This window comes from Priestia sp. YIM B13551, assembly GCF_042787905.1.
Taxonomy (GTDB): Bacteria; Bacillota; Bacilli; order Bacillales; family Bacillaceae_H; genus Priestia.
On sequence record NZ_JBHZOX010000002.1, the window covers coordinates 30,628 to 49,901 of the forward strand.

20 protein-coding genes and 1 riboswitch are annotated in these 19,274 nt (G+C 38.6%); of the genes, 9 read left to right on the forward strand and 11 right to left on the reverse strand.

Annotated features, from left to right (window positions below):
- Window positions 1–79: 79 nt before the first annotated feature.
- From ACFX4N_RS09165 to ACFX4N_RS09175, 3 genes are all read right to left on the reverse strand, one after another.
- A complete protein-coding gene (locus ACFX4N_RS09165) occupies window positions 80–1,042 on the reverse strand; it encodes a class F sortase (RefSeq protein WP_097813014.1) in 963 nt (320 codons plus the stop codon).
- A 107-nt stretch (window positions 1,043–1,149) separates the two neighbouring features.
- Window positions 1,150–2,493: a copper amine oxidase gene (locus ACFX4N_RS09170; protein WP_377261275.1), complete on the reverse strand. Its 1,344-nt coding sequence runs from the start codon at window positions 2,491–2,493 to the stop codon at window positions 1,150–1,152.
- 435 nt (window positions 2,494–2,928) lie between these two features.
- Entirely contained in the window at window positions 2,929–3,792 is an 864-nt protein-coding gene (locus ACFX4N_RS09175; RefSeq protein ID WP_029322532.1) for an alpha/beta fold hydrolase, read from the reverse strand.
- A gap of 149 nt (window positions 3,793–3,941) precedes the next feature.
- On the opposite strand from ACFX4N_RS09175, the gene ACFX4N_RS09180 reads away from it, so the two are divergent.
- On the forward strand, window positions 3,942–4,094 hold the full coding sequence (locus ACFX4N_RS09180) for a YflJ family protein (protein ID WP_013057618.1): 153 nt from the start codon (window positions 3,942–3,944) through the stop codon (window positions 4,092–4,094).
- 6 nt (window positions 4,095–4,100) lie between these two features.
- Here the strand turns inward: ACFX4N_RS09180 and ACFX4N_RS09185 are convergent, their stop codons facing one another.
- The 4 genes from ACFX4N_RS09185 to ACFX4N_RS09200 all read right to left on the reverse strand — a co-directional run bounded on the left by ACFX4N_RS09185 (window position 4,101) and on the right by ACFX4N_RS09200 (window position 7,170).
- Window positions 4,101–4,301 (reverse strand): hypothetical protein, encoded by a 201-nt coding sequence (locus ACFX4N_RS09185; protein WP_197226945.1) that lies wholly within the window; start codon window positions 4,299–4,301, stop codon window positions 4,101–4,103.
- Window positions 4,302–4,431: 130 nt separating this feature from the next.
- Window positions 4,432–5,364: an alpha/beta hydrolase gene (locus ACFX4N_RS09190; protein ID WP_029322535.1), complete on the reverse strand. Its 933-nt coding sequence runs from the start codon at window positions 5,362–5,364 to the stop codon at window positions 4,432–4,434.
- 15 nt (window positions 5,365–5,379) lie between these two features.
- Window positions 5,380–5,934, reverse strand: a complete 555-nt coding sequence (locus tag ACFX4N_RS09195; protein WP_013057620.1) for a GrpB family protein — start codon at window positions 5,932–5,934, stop codon at window positions 5,380–5,382.
- Window positions 5,935–6,024: 90 nt separating this feature from the next.
- On the reverse strand, window positions 6,025–7,170 hold the full coding sequence (locus ACFX4N_RS09200) for an acyl-CoA dehydrogenase family protein (RefSeq protein WP_053487415.1): 1,146 nt from the start codon (window positions 7,168–7,170) through the stop codon (window positions 6,025–6,027).
- Window positions 7,171–7,368: 198 nt separating this feature from the next.
- On the opposite strand from ACFX4N_RS09200, the gene ACFX4N_RS09205 reads away from it, so the two are divergent.
- The 7 genes from ACFX4N_RS09205 (at window position 7,369) to ACFX4N_RS09235 (ending at window position 12,205) form a co-directional block, all read left to right on the forward strand.
- Window positions 7,369–8,574 carry a TcaA 3rd/4th domain-containing protein gene (locus ACFX4N_RS09205; RefSeq protein ID WP_057273450.1) on the forward strand — a complete coding sequence of 402 codons (1,206 nt, stop codon included), beginning with the start codon at window positions 7,369–7,371 and terminating at the stop codon, window positions 8,572–8,574.
- 183 nt (window positions 8,575–8,757) lie between these two features.
- Window positions 8,758–9,537, forward strand: a complete 780-nt coding sequence (locus ACFX4N_RS09210; protein WP_013057624.1) for an STAS domain-containing protein — start codon at window positions 8,758–8,760, stop codon at window positions 9,535–9,537.
- Between the two features lie 143 nt (window positions 9,538–9,680).
- Window positions 9,681–9,923 (forward strand): spore germination protein, encoded by a 243-nt coding sequence (locus ACFX4N_RS09215; RefSeq protein ID WP_013057625.1) that lies wholly within the window; start codon window positions 9,681–9,683, stop codon window positions 9,921–9,923.
- A 103-nt stretch (window positions 9,924–10,026) separates the two neighbouring features.
- Window positions 10,027–10,269 carry a spore germination protein gene (locus tag ACFX4N_RS09220; protein WP_057273451.1) on the forward strand — a complete coding sequence of 81 codons (243 nt, stop codon included), beginning with the start codon at window positions 10,027–10,029 and terminating at the stop codon, window positions 10,267–10,269.
- Between the two features lie 51 nt (window positions 10,270–10,320).
- Window positions 10,321–10,824 carry an Hsp20/alpha crystallin family protein gene (locus tag ACFX4N_RS09225; RefSeq protein WP_013057627.1) on the forward strand — a complete coding sequence of 168 codons (504 nt, stop codon included), beginning with the start codon at window positions 10,321–10,323 and terminating at the stop codon, window positions 10,822–10,824.
- A gap of 89 nt (window positions 10,825–10,913) precedes the next feature.
- Window positions 10,914–11,339, forward strand: a complete 426-nt coding sequence (locus tag ACFX4N_RS09230; RefSeq protein ID WP_013057628.1) for an Hsp20/alpha crystallin family protein — start codon at window positions 10,914–10,916, stop codon at window positions 11,337–11,339.
- A gap of 44 nt (window positions 11,340–11,383) precedes the next feature.
- Entirely contained in the window at window positions 11,384–12,205 is an 822-nt protein-coding gene (locus ACFX4N_RS09235; protein WP_057273452.1) for a hypothetical protein, read from the forward strand.
- A gap of 17 nt (window positions 12,206–12,222) precedes the next feature.
- On the opposite strand, the gene ACFX4N_RS09240 is transcribed toward ACFX4N_RS09235, so the two are convergent.
- From ACFX4N_RS09240 to ACFX4N_RS09250, 3 genes are all read right to left on the reverse strand, one after another.
- Entirely contained in the window at window positions 12,223–13,506 is a 1,284-nt protein-coding gene (locus ACFX4N_RS09240; RefSeq protein WP_057273453.1) for an ABC transporter ATP-binding protein, read from the reverse strand.
- Complete coding sequence (locus ACFX4N_RS09245) at window positions 13,503–14,561, reverse strand: FecCD family ABC transporter permease (RefSeq protein WP_192100321.1); 1,059 nt, start codon at window positions 14,559–14,561, stop codon at window positions 13,503–13,505. Before ACFX4N_RS09245 ends, ACFX4N_RS09240 begins: the two co-directional genes overlap by 4 nt.
- Before the next feature lie 200 nt (window positions 14,562–14,761).
- Entirely contained in the window at window positions 14,762–16,288 is a 1,527-nt protein-coding gene (locus ACFX4N_RS09250) for a cobyric acid synthase (protein WP_192100320.1), read from the reverse strand.
- Between the two features lie 92 nt (window positions 16,289–16,380).
- A riboswitch (cobalamin riboswitch) is annotated at window positions 16,381–16,560 on the reverse strand.
- Window positions 16,561–16,707: 147 nt separating this feature from the next.
- Between ACFX4N_RS09250 and ACFX4N_RS09255 the strand changes: the two genes are divergently transcribed.
- Complete coding sequence (locus tag ACFX4N_RS09255; protein ID WP_075420859.1) at window positions 16,708–17,271, forward strand: YdcF family protein; 564 nt, start codon at window positions 16,708–16,710, stop codon at window positions 17,269–17,271.
- Window positions 17,272–17,329: 58 nt separating this feature from the next.
- On the opposite strand, the gene ACFX4N_RS09260 is transcribed toward ACFX4N_RS09255, so the two are convergent.
- Window positions 17,330–18,901, reverse strand: coding sequence for an APC family permease (locus tag ACFX4N_RS09260; RefSeq protein ID WP_013057634.1), 1,572 nt, complete (start codon window positions 18,899–18,901; stop codon window positions 17,330–17,332).
- Window positions 18,902–19,274: the final 373 nt, after the last annotated feature.

The following is a 19,274-nucleotide window of genomic DNA, read 5'->3' on the forward strand; positions in this document are numbered from 1 at the left end:
TAAATAGAAAGGCAGAAGATATCTTTTTAATCGACAATCAAAAATAACAAAAAGCCCTCCGTTTGAAGAGAGCTTTTTGTTATTTCGCTATACTAGACGGAGCGGACTCTTTTCCTGACTCATTAACAGCTGTTACATAGTAACGAGCTTGAGATGCGTCGGAGTCAGCAAAGCTTTTTCGCTCAAATTCCGAAACGCTGCCAATATGGACAAATGTTCCGCCTGGATTCTTTTTATAAATTCGGTAGCCGATAATATTACCTTCTCGTACCGCGTACCACGTAAGCAAATTACCGCTCATCTTTACATGTGTAGGAGGTTGTGGTGCAGTTGCTTCACGCTCCAATTCTTTTGCTTGGTCAGCTTTTAGTTCTGTATAGACAACTAACCTCTCTTGATGGGTTCCTTCCGCACGGTCAAACGTGCCTGTGCACGTAATTAGGTTTAAATTACGTTTGTTGCTGTACCCAAAAATTTCGTTTAGAGGTGCTTTATCTCGCGGATAGCTTTTTATACGTTTAACAACAAAAGTAAGTGTGGTCCCCTGTGCATCTCTTATGGTAATTTCATCGTCTTTTTTTAAGTTTTTTAGGTTGTAAAAGACGGCAGGGCCGGTTTTACTGTCTACGTGTCCTGCTAATACAGCATTTCCTTTTACGCCAGGTTTAGCTCCTGGTTCAAACCAAGCAACTCCATTTTCTGTAGATGGAGCTGCCATTTCACCGCTGTCTAATAATCCTACTTGTTCAATTGAAGCCTCCACATGAACAGCAGGAATGGACACTTTTTCAGGGATGATTCCTTTGAATTCTTTGTTTAACTGTTTGGCTTCTGTTTTATGCTTTTTTAGTACAGCAAATTCTTCTTCAAGCGTTACCCGGCTTTTTAGATCCTTTGATTGTGCTTCTTTTTCTTTTTGCTTAGCTGCAGCCTGTTGCTTTGTTTCTTTTGCTTCTACCATTTGTTCTTTAAAATATAGTCCGCCGCTAACAAGCAGGACTAAACTTAATATACAGTAGGCGAGAACAATCGCTTTTTTCACATCGTCACCTCATTTCACAGCTGTTTATAAAAAAGAAGAGAGAACAGCCTCTCTTCTTTTTTTCAGGACTCTTGACTTTTAATTCATAAGGAAAAGGAGAAAAAATATTATTTGCTTACTGGTTTCTTGCGTAAAATAACTCCAGCTGTTAACACAGCTAACGAACCTAGTGCAATATAGATCGCTGTTAGTGGATTCATCGTTGATTCAGATGCCCCGCCCATACCTGTTTTCGGCATATCTGTTGGCATAGCTGTTTCAGCAAACTTATCGGGGTTTTGTTTTACGATTGCTTCACCTAAAGCTTGACCAACACCAAACATTAATTTATACCCTTCACGATACGTATCATAACTTCCAGCGTAGTCACCGGATGCATATTGTTCAAATGTTTTAATAACCGTATCCTCGTGTGCTTTTATAGCTGCCTGTGCGTCTGCAGTTGGAAGGTTTCCATCTGTTGCTGTTCCTAAGAATGTACCAAATTCTTGCGCGAATTTATGGAGCTTATCTTTTGCAGCTTTTTCTCCTGCTTCATCGCCTTTTACTTGTGCACTTACTAATTCAGCTTGGGCATTGATGTGATCTCCTTGCCAAATTTTTTCGAATTGTGCAGCTCCTTCATCGCCATATACTGAGCCAATTGCAGCTTTAAAATCTGCTGTGTTGGCATTTTCTAACCAGCTAACATAGTCGTAATCTTTTGAACCGTTAAACCCTTTTTCCATTCCCATTGTTGCTAGAGCAAAATGTTCTGCTGCTAAGCTGTTTAATGAAGAACGTAAATCTGCTGCTGGTGTATCTACTTTCGTATTGTCGAATTTATCAGGCATTTGCGTTACGATTGCATTTGATAACGCTTTACTAATTGCAAACATCTGATGATATCCTTCGCGGTATGTCTTCGCGGCTGCCTCATAGTCACCTTCTACATAATCTTCAAACGTTTCTTTTACTTGATCTTCGTGCACGCGAAGCGCTTCTTTTGCTGCATCTTCAGGTAGTTTACCTTCCGTAGCAGTGCTTAGAAATTTAGCAAATTCATTCACGAATTGATCTACTTCTTTATCTACTTCCGCCATGGCTTCTTTGTCGTTTTCTTTTGTTGCTTTTACAAAATCATCTGTGTAATTGTTGTGTTCTCTAAAAATTCGTTCAAACTCAGCCGCTCCTTTATCACCATAGATAGAAGCAATAGCTGGTTCCATGTCGACGGCATTTTGATCGAGTGCTTTGAACGCAGCGTCAGCATCTTTAGAACCGTCATAGGCTGTTGTCATAGCGGCAACGGCAAGCGTAAAGTGTTCAGATAATAAGTAGTCTAAGTTCGCTCGTAGATCTGAAGCTTTTGTTACTGCCGTTGGTTTTGCTTCCTCTGCATTTGCAATAGTCGGCATCAATAGTGAAGCTCCTAGTACAGGGATCATTAATTTTTTACTTAATTTCATCATTTTCCACTCTCCTCATTTTTAGTTGATGTACGCCACTTTTTTCATTCTTACTACATCTTAAATCATTAAACAGATTGAACATTTTGAATATTCTATATATTAAACTTTCATGTTCCCTCACATTTAATGATCCTTTTTAGGAAGTATTCTCTTTCTATTTACTAAACGATTGCTGAGTGACGTTGGATCACTCTTTTTTAAAAAATTTTTTTAATGTCATCTTCTTGAAGAATTCCTTCCCTTTCTACTTATCTAACGGACGCTTTGTTCAGATAGATCACTTTTTTTAAAAAGTTTTTACCCGCCTTTTTTCAAGAATTCCTTCCTTTTATACTTACCTAACGATCACCTTATTCTGTTGGATCACTTTTTAAAAAATTATTTTAAATTCAAAAGAAAAAGAAAGGTTTCTAGAGGAAACCTTTCTTTTTTTCTTTACTTATTTAAAAAATTCCACATCACGTCGTTTACTTCTTGAGGCTTTTCATGCTGAGGAGCATGAGATGCTTCAGCTAATCGGTGAACAGATATGTTTGGTACATATTCTTCAATACCATCTAAGTTTTCAGGCATAAAAGTAGGATCTTGATTTCCCCAAATAATTTGTACCGGGATGTTTAACACTTCTTCTTCTAACGGAAACAAAGATTTTCTTTGAAGTTCTTCTTCTGTAAAAATCTTTAAATTGCGGTAATAACTTAGCATTGACAGCACAGAGCCATTTTCCCAAGAGTTCATGTATGCTTGAACATCATCAGCTGTTAGATATCCTTTTTTTACACCTGGGTCGATCACAAGCTTACGCAAACCTGAGAAGTTGTCTCGTTCCATATAGTCCTGTGCTTCTTGTTTTTGAAACCATTTCATATACTCACTTGCTTTTTGCTGATTTTTATTTGTTCTAAGCTCACGCATAAATGTATAAGGATGCGGACCGTTAAAAGCAATTAATTTTTGTACATATTCCGGGTAGCGATAAGCAAATGTCCACCCAATTCCTGCTCCCCAGTCGTGTACAACTAGCGTGCAGGAGCTATATCCTAAACCTTCAATCACTTGGCGAATATCTTCTACTAATACATCAATCTCGTATGATTCTAGTCCGCTTGGCTTTTCAGATAAGTTATATCCTCTTAAATCCAAAGCAACTGTATGAAAATCATTAGAAAATTCGTCTATCTGGTGTCGCCAAATATGCGAAAAGTCAGGAAACCCATGAAGAAATAGCATAAGCTCTCCTTGTCCCTTGCTTATATAGTGCAAATTAACGCCATTTACGTTTATATACTGTTTACTCATTGTTCATTTCCTCCTTTTATGTAGCTGTAGAGCAGTATAACGCTGTGAAAAATGAACGTCAATTCATTTGCTTCGTTCACTTCTTTTTAGTTCCTTGTATGAATATAGTTAATTATTTAGAGTGGATCTTTTTGAAGGAGTGATTAACAATGGCTCATATCTATTCAAAGGGCTGGTTTGTTCAGCAGTTAAAAGCGGCCAATATCTCTAAAATTGATGGAAGAAAGCTAGAAAGTTATAAAACCTACATTCTTCGTAATTTATATGCTGAGCTTATAGAACAAGGTAAAATCAACGGCTAAAAGAGGTTAAGACATAACGAAATGAATCCCATCTAAAGATGAACAAATGGGATATATGAGCTGAACTGCTTGAGACACCGCAGTTGATTTCCGTGCAAGACTTCGCTTTCCGCAGGCGGCCGCTGAGCCTCCTCGTCGCTTTCGCTCCTGAGGGGTCTCACCTGTTCCGCTTTTCCCCCAGGAGTCTCCGTCTTGCCCTCCAATCAACTGCTAGAAAGATTTACACACATGAAATCTACGTTTGTCCTAACAAAAAAAACGAACCACTAATCAAAAGTCTTGATCAATGGTTCGTTTTACATTTCGTCTAAAATATTTTTGTCCCAGCCTCTTTTTTTTACAGCGATTGCTCAATAAAAGATAATACGCGCTTTACATATTCTTTTTTGTATACATGATAATTTTGAACGTGTTCTGCTTTATCAGTTTTCCAGAAGTGAAAAGCATCCGGGTGCGTTTTAGCCATTTTTTCACTTTCAGTGTAAGGAATTTTTGTATCTCCTGTGCTGTGTATAAATAAAATTGGTCGAGGGTAAATATGCTCGACCGCTTTAATGGGACTAGCTTCAGCAGGATTTACATCTGCAATAACAGGAAGAATGGCCATTGTCAGCGGTGTAAACGGAAAGTTTGGTAAATGAGACCATACAGATAGGTTTTCTTTTAAATAAGAGGTTAAATCACTAAAAGGACTATCGGCTACCACTGCTTTTATGTCGTCATCTTGAGAAGCTGCTAATAAAGAAGTGGCTGCTCCCATTGAAATGCCGTAGAGCACAATTGGCTCTTTTGTTGTTTCTTTTATTTTCTGAATAACGCCTAATAAATCGAGCTGTTCTTTTACACCAATCGTCGTTTGATTTCCTTCTGAGTCTCCTGAATCTCTAAAGTCAAACATGACTACCCGATATCCCGCTTTTACAAATTCTTTACTCAGGGGCAGAAAGCCAGCTCCTTGTGCTTCACGGTTATTTCCGTATCCATGTGACATAATAATGGTCGCTTTTGGCTGCTCCGTTGGTTCAATCATCCATCCTTTTAAATGGGTTATTCCGTCTTTGCTCAAAAATACTTGATTGCTATAGTGCATGCCGTAATCACCAGGATTTTTCACAGCAGAATTTTTATCTAGTTTTGTCAGGCTTATGCCTACATAAAGAGAAATTGCCGTACAAAGTACAAAACAAAGAATAACAAAGGATATCAGACTGATCCATATTGTTTTTTTCTTTTTGCCTGTATTTGTCTGTCGATTTAGAACTGGAGTCAAACTCGTTCCTCCTTTTTATCTAAGATCATCTTTCCTATTCTTATTGCTGCTTCCCTTTCTCCATTTTAAAGCTAGCCCATCTATTTTATGAATAAAATTCGTTTTATTTTCCACATATTTTTCTGGTTCAAAGCGATAGCGATGCGCTAGTTCTATTTTCAACGTTTCGTATTCTTTTGCTGTATCAGGGTGAGTACGCAGATAATCTCGAAACCATATATGCCGATTAATTTCTGGGTGGCCTTTTTCATAAATATGAACATGATGCGTTCTTTCATTTCCGCCTTTTTGGAAGTATCGTCTTCCTTTTATGCTGTTTTCACCTTTCGCTTCGTAACCAAGCTGTTCCATCCTCTGATTATATGTATCTACTTTCTTTATATCTTTCACTTCAATAAGTAAATCAATAATCGGTTTTGCGCTTAAGCCGGGAACAGCAGTGCTTCCGATATGATGAACCTCTAAAACTTGAGCTGACATTATAGTTGTTAAGGTGGCAGCTTCTTTTGAAAATTCCTTTTCCCACGCGATATTATAGGGTGTCAGCTGAATTTCTCTTACGGACTTCATCTTCAATTCCTCCTCTTGCAACGAAAAAACTGCTTATTATAGAATAGCCTATAATAAGCAGTTTTTCATCATTTAACATGTTATTAAGTTTTATCTAGTAAACGCCTGCTTCGCTAAATTAACAATCGTCATATCATCCATTGGAGGGTTGTGAAGCCCGGCACGCACGTCTCTATAATAGCGCTGCAACGGATTACTGCGCTGCAAGCTACGTGCTCCTACTATGCGCATGGCTTTGTCAACAACCGTACAGGCACTATTGGTCACTACGTGTTTGACAGCTGCTAACTCTCCCGCTAATGCTGCTCGGTCGCTGGTCTCATCCCATTTACTTGCCACGCTGTACATAAAGTGACGCGCCTGCATGAGTTCCAGTTCCATCTCTCCTACTAAACGCTGCACATTTGGCAACTCGCTAATCGTCCCTTCAATACTATTAGGCGAATATTCTGTAGCAAATGCGACAGCATAATCTCTTGCTGCGATGGCTGTACCCATGTAGCAAGCTGGTATATGAAGAAGCCAGCCGCTTGGCTCATTCTTTTTAAAACCACCGAGGCGTTCAACAAGAAAGTCGTATTTAATATCGACGTTTTCTAGCACAAGATCGTGACTTCCTGTCCCGCGCATTGCAATCATATCCCATGTTTCTTCTATTGAAAGTCCGCTTGTTTCACGAGGAATTAAAAATAAGCCGATCTCTTCTTCACCTTCAATGCTTGCTTTTACCAAAAAGTAATTTAACACTGGAGACATCGTGGTGAATGTTTTTCGGCCGTTGATTCGCCAGCCTTCTTTTGTTTTTACGGCTGTCGTTTCCGGTTTTCCTCCTCGAGTAGGACTTCCTGTCTTCGGTTCAGTAGCAGCGGTGTTAATAAGTGCACCTTTTTCTATTTCTTTAAAAATAAAATCGAGGATTTGCTGATTCCAAGGCTGTTTTTCACGCAAGTCCATTGTAATCCCCATATGCCATCCAATACTAAGAGCCGTAGAAGCATCTCCTTGAGCAATTAATTCTTGAAATAATAAAAAATCATAAAGGCGTAATTCATTTCCGCCATATTTGCTTTCGAGAGAAAGACGTGTATAGCCCGCTTCTTTTAACTCTTGAATATTTTCAAAGGGAAACGTACCTTCTTCATCTATTTTAAAAGCTCGTTTCTTAAATTTTTCGACTAGAGGCAGCAATTTTTCATACGTAGACTCTTGATTTTTATTTACAAATGAAACACTCATTTGCTTCATCTCCTTTTTATATGACAGAGTGTCCCTATCGGATTAATATATAGTTCTTATCATAGCATACCTCACCTTTTCTGTGCATGTTTGGTGTGTTTATCTTTCTTGTTGAATCTATTCTTTTTCCAATTTAATGGTCTGTTTTACCTACACGTTCCATACATTTAATGGAATGAAAAGAAAGGAATGGTGTGAATGAATCAATGTCCAAAATGCGGGGCCAGTGCAAGCACAGACCAATTATTTTGCAATAACTGCGGCTTTTCTTTCACCGTGTCGCCAGCTGCAGCTAAGCATAAAAAGAGCTGGTATATTGGCGGAGGTATTGCGCTTATACTTCTTTTAACTTTTGTATTTTATTTCTTTTTCTCTGGCTCAGAAGAAAAGACGGCTGACCGCTTTATTGAGGCATTAGAATCGAAAGATACAGCTGTGTTAAGAGAGTTATTAGACTCTTCGCAGTCTACTATAGTTATTAATGACACATCTATTCAAGCACTGTTAGATGCAACTTCCGATGGTTCTATTTTACGAGACGTTGAAAATGATTTAAAAAATAAATCGAGTATCTACTTCACAATAAAAGAACAGAAACATTCACTACTCTTCAAAAAACAGTACGTGGTTGTGCCGTCATCATATTATATCTCCCTCACCACGCCAGAGGATGCAACGGTTACAGTCAATGATACAAAACAATCGATATCCAAGAATCAAACGCAAAAAATAGGGCCTTTTATGATTGGAAATTACCCGCTTACGGCTTATTATGAAAGCTCTTACGGAAAACTTACAGACCAAACCACTGTAAATTTTCACCGGCAAAAAGAAGAAAATATATCTGTGGTATTTAAAGGGGCTTACGTTACAATCTCATCGAATAGAGATGACGCTATCTTATTCGTAAATGGAAAAAGCACGGGACTGCAGGTGAATAGCTCATCACAAATAGGGCCTGTTGCCACGGATGGAAGCGTCACTGTTCATGCTGAAGTGCAAAAAGACGGCACAACGTTCAAAAGCAGTCCCTACACTATTCAAAGTGAAGAAAGTATTATGTTAAATATACAAACGCCGCCCGTCGAAAAGGAAAAAACCGTCATAAAAGAACGAGAAGTGATCGTGCCTGGGCCGCGCTCTTATGCTACTTCAAGCTCTTATATTCTTCCTGGTTCGGATTCTTACAAATTAAGCTATAGAGATATTAGCAGTTTGAGCTCGAGTGAACTAAGGCTAGCTCGAAATGAAATCTATGCGCGGCATGGGTATGTATTTAAATCGAAAGATCTTCAAGCCTATTTTTATGAAAAGTCATGGTATACGCCTGATTCATCATTTAGAGATTCCTACTTATCAAGCGTTGAAAAATACAACGTTGATTTTATTAAATCATATGAGTAAGGTGAACTCCCCTTTTGCACAGGGGAGTTTTTTGATTGAAGGGAGTGCTTACTCCTACGTTTTTTTACATACCATGATCCCTATACACGTTAAGAAATTTCTTATAGCCTTCTTCATTCTTTTCACTGTAAAATATAAAGTAGATGTACATAAACTTAATACACACATAAGGAGAGATGGAGAATGAATGGAATTGGACGACTTCCACAAAAGCTTAATGGACATTTGATTTTAGAAAATATTCAAGAAACCATGATCATTGCAGATAAAGACTATCGTGTGCAGTGGATGAATGCAAGAGCAATTGAAACACTCCAGCCAGTACTCCCAATCTACCAGTTATCTCATATCGAAGAGTTAATTGGAAAGCATATGGACTTCTTTCATTCCAATTCTGAAGAAGCGGAAAAATTACTCACCTCTCTTCATACAACCTACCGAACGCGTATAACGATTGGCAGTCAATACGTAGCAGAAGCTGTGATTCACCCTATTGATACAAAAGACGGCGAGCGTTATGGCTACTTGCTTATGCTATTAGACTTTACAGATCAAGCCGAAGCAGAGCTTGAAAAAGAACGGTTAATTGAGGATTTGTCCACGCCTTTATTAAAGATATGGGACGAGGTTTTAGCTGTGCCCATTACCGGTAAGATGGATATAGAACGTGGAAAGAAGCTAACTGAAACGGTATTGGAGGCAGTTGTAAAAGAACAGGCGCGCTATTTGCTTATTGATTTATCTTCCCTTCATTCGTTAGATGAAGAACACGGTTATTATATTAACACGCTTCACGATGCTTTGCGTTTGATTGGTACCACTTGCCTTATTGTTGGTCTTTCTTCAAAAATGGCTCTTTCGCTTGTAGATTCTCAGTTTAATTGGCGAACATTTTCCACTGTCCAACAAAGCATCTCTTACATTTTAGAAAAAAAGAATTATCGTATTGCACCCATTTCATAAGCCCATCATATCATTAAGTAATCCTCTCTCAATCGCTTTTTCCTTCAATCGGAAAAGGCGATTTTAGTTATGAGGAATTGTGAACGTTTAGGCACTTATCATCATAGGATACATTAATCAACCATAGAAAAGGGTGAGAGCGTATGCCAAGTGTTATTAACATTTATAATTTAAAGATCAACAGTATCTCAAGCAACGGTTCTGTCAACATTGGCGAAGCACTCCATAACAGTCACACGGCTCATTCAAAATCCACTGGTACGAACTCTTCTTATGGCGATGTCTCACCTGCTTCCTCGAAAATGCGAAACATTTATATCGATCCTGATACAAATGACCAAACAGATATTGCAAACGTTGATCATGTCAATGGTTATCAGCAGTGATATAGGGCAATGCTTGTCAACAGCATGACGACAAACGGTGAATACATTCTCTCTTAACGCGATAGTCAGAGCGGAATGAATAAAAACAGTAAGGAGTCTCTTTATGCCTCTTCAAATTAACGGTTTTAATATCGTAACAAACGGTGTCACGCAAAACGCAAATATTGATTTTGGTTCCACCATTCAAAACAGTCACACGGCGAACTCAAAGTTTAACGGCGCGAATTTCTCTTTAGGTAACTTCTCTCCTACTTGCTCTCAAATGAATACAGGCGTGTTAGATCCTGATGTAAGCGATCAAGATCAAATTGCAAACCCTTCAGCTCCAATTGGAAATCAAATTTAGCTTTAATAATTTTGGCGTTTTACTTGGCACATTACAAGGAGGTGTGTAAATATGTTTCCATTTGGAAAATCTCCCTTTAAAGGAATGATGGAAAATATCCCAAAAGGAATGGCATCTAAAGACATGAATAAGTATATTCAGCAAATGATTTCTTCTACGATGTCCCATTCTTTTCCGGATTTTATGCAAGGAAATGAATTCTTTAAGCAAGCCCAAGACATGATGAAAGAACAGCAGGATATGGGAACTGAAGGTCATGGACAAAAGCCAAGAAGATTTGATTCAAACGTCATCAATACATTAGATGAATGCATTGTACAGCTAAAAATCCCTAACCGCGATATTGTATCAAGCATTAAAGTCTATCATACGCCATATGTGTGTACGATTGAAGGAATAGATGGAGAAGAATCCTTCAAAGAAGAAATTCAGCTTCCTTGTTCGGTTCGTAAAAAAGGCACACGCGCCATATATCGTTCCGGAGTGTTGGAAATCCGGATGCCTAAACATGTTAATATTCCTATGTCTCAAATAGACGTCCACGATTTAGATTAAAGTGGACGTTTTTTTCTATTTTCATGCATACATATAAAATAGAAAGCTGCAAAAGGCCTTGTTTTATTTTTCTTAAGAAGGTGACAAATATGAATCATGGAAAATTTAAAAAGTGGGCAGAAACGTTACAAGAAGAAAACCATACGAAATTTTGGGAAAAGATTTTTGATGATGATCATGAAGAACAGAATGATACGGAAGCAGATGCTTCTCCTCAAATTGTAAATGAGTATCGAGATTATCCTTTAATTGATGTATATGAATGGGCAAATCAGCTGTTAGTTGTAATTGAAATACCCGGTGCTAAACGAACAGATGTCGAATTGACCATGCACGAAAATACTTTACACATATCCGGTTCATCTCTTTTAACCGTGAAGGATGCAAATGTTCTTCACAAAGAAAGACGTGAAGGAACGTTTCAACGATCAATCATCCTTCCGCCTGCTGTAGGGGAAGCGCCGTGTCACGCATCATTTAAAGATGGTCTTTTGCATGTGAAATTTGATTTGTAATTTATTGTGCAGAACTATACGTAGCATGAAAGGCAGGGAATTTCATGTTTTCTAAGTGGTTTAAACAATCGCCTAAAATTGAAACAGTCCGTAAAATAAATCCGTCTTCCCTTCCAACTCAAAAAAAAGCAGGTCCCATAGACCAACGTTCTAATCAAAAGCGGAAAGAATTACCCGAAAAGATGAAAGCTAAAAAACAGTCTAATCTAAAAAAACCCCCTCAACAGCCAAAGAAGTTGCCTAGCCAAATGGAGCCTAAGACCTCTGCTGAAGCTGAATTCACAAAACCTGCTCTTTCGTCAGATTCAGCGCTGAACCTGCAGGGAATTATTGATCAAGTGACGCGTTTAACCGACGCGATCCCTAAAATAGAAGAGCTTCATCAGCAATTAAATGAATCAGCTCACCTTATTCAATCACTGTCTCAACTGCACGATCAAACAGCTCATTTACTCTCGGCTATGCAGTCAGCTCCTAATTTCGAAGCTATTCAAAATCAGCTCTCTGCGTTAAAGGAAGAATCGTCCAATACAGCCTTATATGAGATGGTGAAAACTCTTGACAAAAAGATTGATGAAGTAACTCAGCCAAAGCAGTCCATTGTTGTTGAAAAAATCATGGTCGAAAAAGTATTGTTAGACAAAATTGATCTTAGTAATAATTTCGGCCAGCTAGGCATTAAAGATTTGACCGGTCACTTAAACATCGGCACCACTTACAGCGCTGACTCTGATCAAGTAGATGAAGAAGTCAAAGACTTGTTTTCTGTTAAGCTAAAAGAAAAAAAGATTGATGAACATACAACTGAGACAACGATGAGTTCAGGAGGTGAAACAGAAAAGTCTGATGATCACTCCGAAGAATAAAAAATGACCGCTACTGCTTATTTAAAGCAACTGTCGGTCATTTTTGTTTCCATAAATAGTTGTAATTCTTTTTGGAGGCGTTCCATCAAGAACTCTGAAATTTCTTCTTGATTTTCTTCTTTATGATGAGATGATGCTACAACAATACGTCCTGTTTTTCCTAAGAAAGCTCGGTACTCAATTACCTTCATCGCAGCATGAAGTAAGTTTCCGTCCGAAAGCGGCACATTTGTTAGTAGAACAATATTTACTTCGTTTTCTTTTTGTCCATGTGTCAGCACAGCCAGCCACGAGTAACCTTTATCGTCTTTTAAGCGAACTTCATGACTATATAAAGACGCAGATTTCCACGCCGCGTTAGCACTGCTTTGCTGTTGAACAATTTCTTGACACCAGTCTAGACCTGTTTCATTTGAACCCAGTGAAAGAGTTCTCAAAGGACGAACAAAGGATAAACATAGGTTGCCCGGTTCCTTTTGTAACTGATACAACTCATGGAAGTCCGTCTCTGGATATTGATACGGCGGCACAAAAGCAATTTGTCGCTTGTTCACAGCGGGATGGTGAAATACATGCAAATCAACCCCATATACTCTTTTTAACGTAGCTGCATCCTTAAAAATGGCATCCATCCCAGTTTCTTCTACTCTTCCATCTTTCAGCAACACGGCATTATCTGCAAACAGCGAGGCGATGTTGAGATCATGCAAAATGGCCAGGACCGTTAAGCTCATTTCCTGCTGTAAAGTTTTTAACAGCTGAAGCAGTTCCATTGTATGTTTTACATCTAAGTGATTCGTTGGTTCATCAAGAAGTAAGTAGTCAGGTTCTTGCGCTAGTGCTTTAGCCAGTAAAACCCGCTGTTTTTCTCCACCGCTTAGCGATTGAAAAGTATGATTTCTATAGTGCCAGACGTTTGTTAATTTCATCACGTTTTCCACCACTTCTTCATCCTGTGCTGATACAGTGCTAAACAATCCTTTTGCCTGATAAGGGTAACGTCCAAGTGAAACAATTTCTTGAACCGTAAATTCTAGCCCAATTTGATTTTCTTGCGTCATGACTGCAACTTTTTGCGCCAGTTGTTTTGGTGAATAAGCCTTCACTGACTTTCCTTCCACCTTCACTTCTCCTGATTGAATGGTTAATACATTCATAATTAAGCGAATAAGCGTTGTTTTCCCGCTTCCATTTGGTCCTAGTAAAGCGACAAAAGAACCTTTGTCTACGGTGAACGTGATGTCACGAACGGTTGGCTGCTGCTTATCGTATCCTCCTGTCACATTATATAGTTCAATCATGATATCCCTCTCTTTCGCATACGTTCTTTTACAAGGAGCAGGGTAAAAATTGGCGAACCAATTAAGGCGGTTACGACTCCAATCGGCAGTTCACGAGGTTCTAATATCGTTCGTGCCAATAAATCTGCTAAAACCAAATAACTTCCTCCAATTAAAATAGAAAGCGGCAGTACATGCTTATGATTAGCTCCCGCTACGAGACGCACTACGTGGGGGATAACTAAGCCAACAAATCCAATTGCCCCAGATACTGATACCGCAGCCCCTGTTAATACGGATGCACCTATTAAAATCATGCTTTTTTTCTTCTTTACGTCTATTCCCATAAACTGAGCGGATTGATCGCCAAATGCTAAGCCGTTCAGCTCTTTTACATGTAACAACAGCATAATTGTACCGATCAAAAAGAACGGCCCTAAAATTTGAATATGAGACCATCCTCTCATTGATACGCTTCCCATTAGCCAGTATAAAACCTGCCTTACATCTTCTTCGGGAGAAAGAGCCACAATTAATGAAATAAGCGCGCTCATAAAGGATGATAAAATAATCCCCGCTAAGATGATGGTTTCATTGGCCAAATTGCCGCTTGCGAGTTTCGTAATACCAAAAACTAAAAGAAGAGTAATAAAACCAGATACAATGCCGACTACAGGCAGCGTGAAGATAGACAAACCAAAAATACTCCAATGAAAATAAATTGCCATGACAGAGCCAAGGGTTGCACCTGAGGAAACCCCGATCGTATAAGGATCGGCAAGAGAGTTTCTTAATAGCCCTTGAAAGGCAGCCCCTGCTATTGAAAGCGAAGCTCCTACTAAAAATGCCACCAGTACTCTTGGAAAACGAATTTGCCAAATGATTAAATCCATGTTTTCCGGACCGTGATATAAGGATAGCCCGGTAAGGTGGCCAATAATAATTTTGATTGTATCTCCTACGGTTAACGAAACTGTACCAATAAATACGCCCATAATTACCGAAGTACATACAATAAATAAACTGACTATGTATAAAATAGATGCTTTGTTAAAAAAAATACGTTTAAAAATCAATACGTTCAGCTCCTCTAGGAAACGAGGCGTGATGTTTTACATTAACCATTCATTTTCCTGTCCATAAACCATGCTTCCACCATGCATTAAGTTGGAAACAATCATCTTTTATTTGTTACGAGTGCTAGACTGTTGAACTAGGCAACGTAGAATAGCGTACTAAAGTTCTCGGTAAAAAAACAAGCGAAAGCCCCTACAAGCTATACTTTTTGTGTTTGCTCCGGGCTTTTATAGTTGTCTATTAAATGATACAGCTTTTCCATATCTACGGCTTCTCTCACATATGCTGCTGCTTTTGAAAAAGACTCCTCTTTTTGCAGGCGACTGTTGAATGTGTCCGTAATAGGCGGCAATTTTTTATGTTTACGAATTTGATTAAGCAAAGCTCTGCGCAAAGCATCGTTATGAAACACATCATGAACATACGTGCCAATGACGTTGTCTTTAACCGTTCCTTCTTTTTCATGCTCTACCACTGCAAAAGCTTCCGTGGTGCTCTTAGAAATCGTCTTTCCCATATGAATTTCGTAGCCTTCAATCGAAACTCTTTCACTTTCTAGCTGGACATACCCAGAAACTCTTTCTGTTTTTTTGCTGGTTGTCATAACGGTTTCCACCGGAAGCAAGCCCAGCCCTTTAATGGATTCAATCCGAGATTCTACTGCATCAGGGTCTGTAATTGTCTCCCCTAGCATTTGATATCCTCCGCAGATGCCAATGACGTGAACGTTCGTTGTGTTCAAAACTTGATTAATGGCTAGAGCCAGGCCGCTTTCTTGTAAAAACTGAGCATCTTCAATCGTATTTTTGCTTCCTGGTAAAACAATTAAATCAGGCGTACCTAATTGCGACGGCTTGGTTACAAGCCTCACGTGACAGTCTTCTTCTAAGCTTAAAGGATCGATGTCTGTAAAATTTGAGATGCGCGGGTACGAGATAACCGCAATATCAATTTCTTTTAACGGATTCACAAGCGTTGAGTAATTTCTAAGTGATAACGAATCTTCCGCGTCAATTTCCACGTTGTTCATATAAGGAATAACTCCTAGAACCGGAACACCCGTGTATTCTTCAAACCACTTCAAACCTGGTTTTAAAAGTTCTAAATCTCCTCGGAATTTATTAATTAACACCCCGATAACTCTAGACTTGTGTTCATCTGGAAGCAATTGAAGAGTACCCACTAGGCTCGCAAAAACTCCTCCTTTATCAATATCTCCTACTAACACAACAGGCGCTTGGGCTATTTTTGCAACGCGCATATTTACGAGTTCCCGATCGTTCAAATTGACTTCAGCAGGACTTCCAGCGCCTTCAATCACAATTCGATCATAATGATTGGCAAGCTCTTTATAAGCTTCCGTGATAACGTTCAAACCTTCATTAAAAAATTCTTGCCGATACTGAAAAGCAAACATATTACGTAGCGGTTTTCCGTGAACGACAATTTGAGATTCATGATCACGAGTTGGTTTAATTAAAATAGGATTCATATTGGTTGTTGCTTCTACTCCAGCTGCTTCTGCTTGAATTCCTTGCGCTCTGCCAATTTCTTTTCCATCCATTGTAATGTATGAATTAAGCGCCATATTTTGCGATTTAAACGGTGCAGTTTGATAGCCGTCTTCTTTAAAAATACGGCAAAATGCTGTAGCAATCATGCTTTTTCCAGCGTCTGAGTGCGTTCCTTGAATCATAAGCGGTTTTCCTTTTTTCACTTTTTCCACTCCCTACCACATAAAAAAACCTTAACTGTAAAAGTCAAGGTTTGGTCATGCGCTCATTAACACATTGTCTTGACTTATTTCTCCCACCGAAAAATAAGGGGTTTTTAAAAGCAGGTCTCCTGGCTTATGCTTCGTTTTACTTCTGCACCCTTCCTAGTTTGACTAGTGGGTCTTTGCAGGTTCATCCACATTTACAGTAGCGGGGGCTGCACCGGATTTACACCGATTTCCCTATTATCCTCCTTAGAGGCACTTTTAAAATCATTTATTCTTTATTGTAACGAATTTTATAACCATTCACAATAACGATTTTCTTCTATTATTATATATTACTGTGCTTATACTTATTTGGGTCTCGTATGCTATAATAACAATTATTTTCCAAACATCTTATGAAATAGCTAGGAAGGTGCTCACAGTTGAAGAAAAAAATGATTTATACCTTTATTGGTTCTCTTGTTCTTTATATAGCAATTATATCTTTTTGTATGTATCAAACTGCTCACAAGCCTGTTCCACAAAACGCAGATTATGTGCTCGTTTTAGGTTCTAAAGTAGATGGTGATCAAATGTCTCCTAGTTTAAAAGAACGAGTAAAGACGGCCTTATCTTATTTACAAGCACATCAACAAACAAAAGTTATCGTAACGGGCGGAAAAGGATCCGATGAAGAAATATCTGAAGCAGAGGCAGCCTATCGTTTTCTGCGGAAAGAAGGAATTAAAAAGAATCGAATTATAAAAGAAGATCAGTCAACTTCTACTTTTGAGAATTTTACTTTTACTAAACAGAAAGTTGATATTCAACACAAAAAAGTCGTGCTTGTTAGCAGTGATTTTCATTTATTTCGCGCCTCTATTATTGCCAAACGTCAAGGCTTTGACGTTTATCCCTTAGGTGCAAAGACACCAAATTCAATTAAACTTCAAGCCTACTTTCGTGAGTATGCTGCTATATTAAAAACATGGCTGTTTGATAAATAAATAGAGTATACGCCTATACAAACGAAAAACACGGCATGAATTCATGCCGTGTTTTTTATTAATCATCTGTATCGATAACTGCTTTTGGTAAACCTGTGTATTTCGCCCAGTAGAAAATACCAAGTGAAACAAGAGCAATTAAAATTAAGTCAAGCGGGTTGCTTAGCACACCTTGTCCTCCACCAAATGAACCTAGATAAGAGATAACAAGCATAATAATATAATAAGCAACTAGCCACCAAGCAGATTTAAGCTGCTGTGCAAATTTTACGACGTCAGTTGGTACATATTTCTTAAACGCTACGTAGATAACAACCATTAGAAGCTGTGATCCCAGCAGCCAAGAAATTGTCGTCCATCCTGACCAATATACGATGTATGAACAGAAAATAAATGAAACAGGAGCAATAACGCTCATGCCTTTTAATTTAAAAGGCTTCTTAAGGTCTTTTGCATTTACTCTGAATGCAGCAGCTGAAATTGGCGCAATCGCATAAGACAGAATAAGTGCCACTGAACATACGTTTACTAGCGCTTCCCAAGAAGGAAATGGCAGTGTCCAGAATACGGACATTCCAAATGATAGCCATAGTGACGCACGTGGAATTCCTGTTTTCTTATCTACTTTTGAGAAACGTTTAAATAATGTTCCATTACGAGACCAAGCATACACTAAACGAGAAGTTGTATTCATGAAGATGTTCCCGTTACCGCCTGGTGATAAAATAGCATCAAAAATAACAAGCGTTACTAACCAGCCAAGGCCTAAAATAAGTGCAATATCTTTAAATGGTAAAGAGAATTGCTCTTGAATTGTTCCCCATCCTCCTGATAGCATATCAGCCGGGATGTTACCAATGAACAATACTTGCAGTGCTGTGTAAATAATCGCTGAAAGTACAATACAGATAATGAGCGCGATTGGAATATTACGCTGCGGGTTTTTAACTTCACTGGCTACAGAAACAATAGGGTGAAGTCCTAGGTAAGCAAACATAACGCCACCTGTTGAAATGGCTGCTTGAATACCATTAAAACCAAACGGAGCAAAATCGCCAGTTGTAAAGTTAGCTGATTTAAAGTGATAAGCTAACACGACGATAATTGTAAGAGGAACCGCATATTTGAACACAGATATAATGACATTTGACTTAGCAAATGCTTTTACACTTACGTAGTTAATGATAAAAAATAGCGTTAATAACGCGAACTGAAATAACCAGCCGATTGTAGTAGGCGATTCAGAACCATGTTTAGTTAGACCAGGAAGCCAAAACGCAACATACTGACGTACAGCCGTTACCTCGATGGCAATCAAACTTGTGTAAGCAATAATGGTAATGAATGAAATTAAGTAACCCACTAAATGACCATGCGAGTAAACCGGATAACGGATAATTCCACCGGTACGCGGCAGCGCTGCTCCAAGTTCAGCATACACTAAACCGATAAGTAAAATAATGACTCCGCCAATCAGCCACGAAAAACTTCCGGCTGGACCAGCCTTTGACGCTACGTTACTAACCGCAAATAACCAGGCGGAACCAAAAATAGCTCCCATCCCAATTAACGTTAGGTCAAGTAACGATATTGATTTTTTAAATTTTCCTTGATTTCCTTGATCAGACATAAAATCCTCCTTTAAAATTCCCACTCCACATATCTACGCCCTTGCGTCCGATATGGGATTCTTTACATCATCCTCCTCTTACTAAGACCTCACAAGTGGATATGTTAACAAATATTCTCTAAAAAACCAAGTTAAAAACTTTATTTTTTTGTAAAACATCGTTGAATTGCTTATGTATAGCGCATAAATTCCACAGAAGATTTGAGGACTACTCCTCCTATTTAACCGCATTTTTCTTAGGTTAAACATAAAAGAATATTCAAACTATTTACTAAAAAAAGGGTCTGAGACATAACGAAATCAACCGCTAGAAGCAGCTACATACGCAACACCTACGCTTGCCATACCAATGAAAAAATCCGAACGATTCATC

What these genes read in the sequence shown, in the direction of transcription:
- ACFX4N_RS09215 (WP_013057625.1), top strand. Translation starts at nt 9,681, where the DNA reads ATGCCAAGTGTTATTAACATTTATAATTTAAAGATCAACAGTATCTCA.
- ACFX4N_RS09225 (WP_013057627.1), top strand. Translation starts at nt 10,321, where the DNA reads ATGTTTCCATTTGGAAAATCTCCCTTTAAAGGAATGATGGAAAATATC.
- ACFX4N_RS09175 (WP_029322532.1), bottom strand. Translation starts at nt 3,792, where the DNA reads ATGAGTAAACAGTATATAAACGTAAATGGCGTTAATTTGCACTATATA.
- ACFX4N_RS09205 (WP_057273450.1), top strand. Translation starts at nt 7,369, where the DNA reads ATGAATCAATGTCCAAAATGCGGGGCCAGTGCAAGCACAGACCAATTA.
- ACFX4N_RS09240 (WP_057273453.1), bottom strand. Translation starts at nt 13,506, where the DNA reads ATGATTGAACTATATAATGTGACAGGAGGATACGATAAGCAGCAGCCA.
- ACFX4N_RS09170 (WP_377261275.1), bottom strand. Translation starts at nt 2,493, where the DNA reads ATGATGAAATTAAGTAAAAAATTAATGATCCCTGTACTAGGAGCTTCA.
- ACFX4N_RS09235 (WP_057273452.1), top strand. Translation starts at nt 11,384, where the DNA reads ATGTTTTCTAAGTGGTTTAAACAATCGCCTAAAATTGAAACAGTCCGT.
- ACFX4N_RS09180 (WP_013057618.1), top strand. Translation starts at nt 3,942, where the DNA reads ATGGCTCATATCTATTCAAAGGGCTGGTTTGTTCAGCAGTTAAAAGCG.
- ACFX4N_RS09195 (WP_013057620.1), bottom strand. Translation starts at nt 5,934, where the DNA reads ATGAAGTCCGTAAGAGAAATTCAGCTGACACCCTATAATATCGCGTGG.
- ACFX4N_RS09230 (WP_013057628.1), top strand. Translation starts at nt 10,914, where the DNA reads ATGAATCATGGAAAATTTAAAAAGTGGGCAGAAACGTTACAAGAAGAA.
- ACFX4N_RS09260 (WP_013057634.1), bottom strand. Translation starts at nt 18,901, where the DNA reads ATGTCTGATCAAGGAAATCAAGGAAAATTTAAAAAATCAATATCGTTA.
- ACFX4N_RS09200 (WP_053487415.1), bottom strand. Translation starts at nt 7,170, where the DNA reads ATGAGTGTTTCATTTGTAAATAAAAATCAAGAGTCTACGTATGAAAAA.
- ACFX4N_RS09220 (WP_057273451.1), top strand. Translation starts at nt 10,027, where the DNA reads ATGCCTCTTCAAATTAACGGTTTTAATATCGTAACAAACGGTGTCACG.
- ACFX4N_RS09210 (WP_013057624.1), top strand. Translation starts at nt 8,758, where the DNA reads ATGAATGGAATTGGACGACTTCCACAAAAGCTTAATGGACATTTGATT.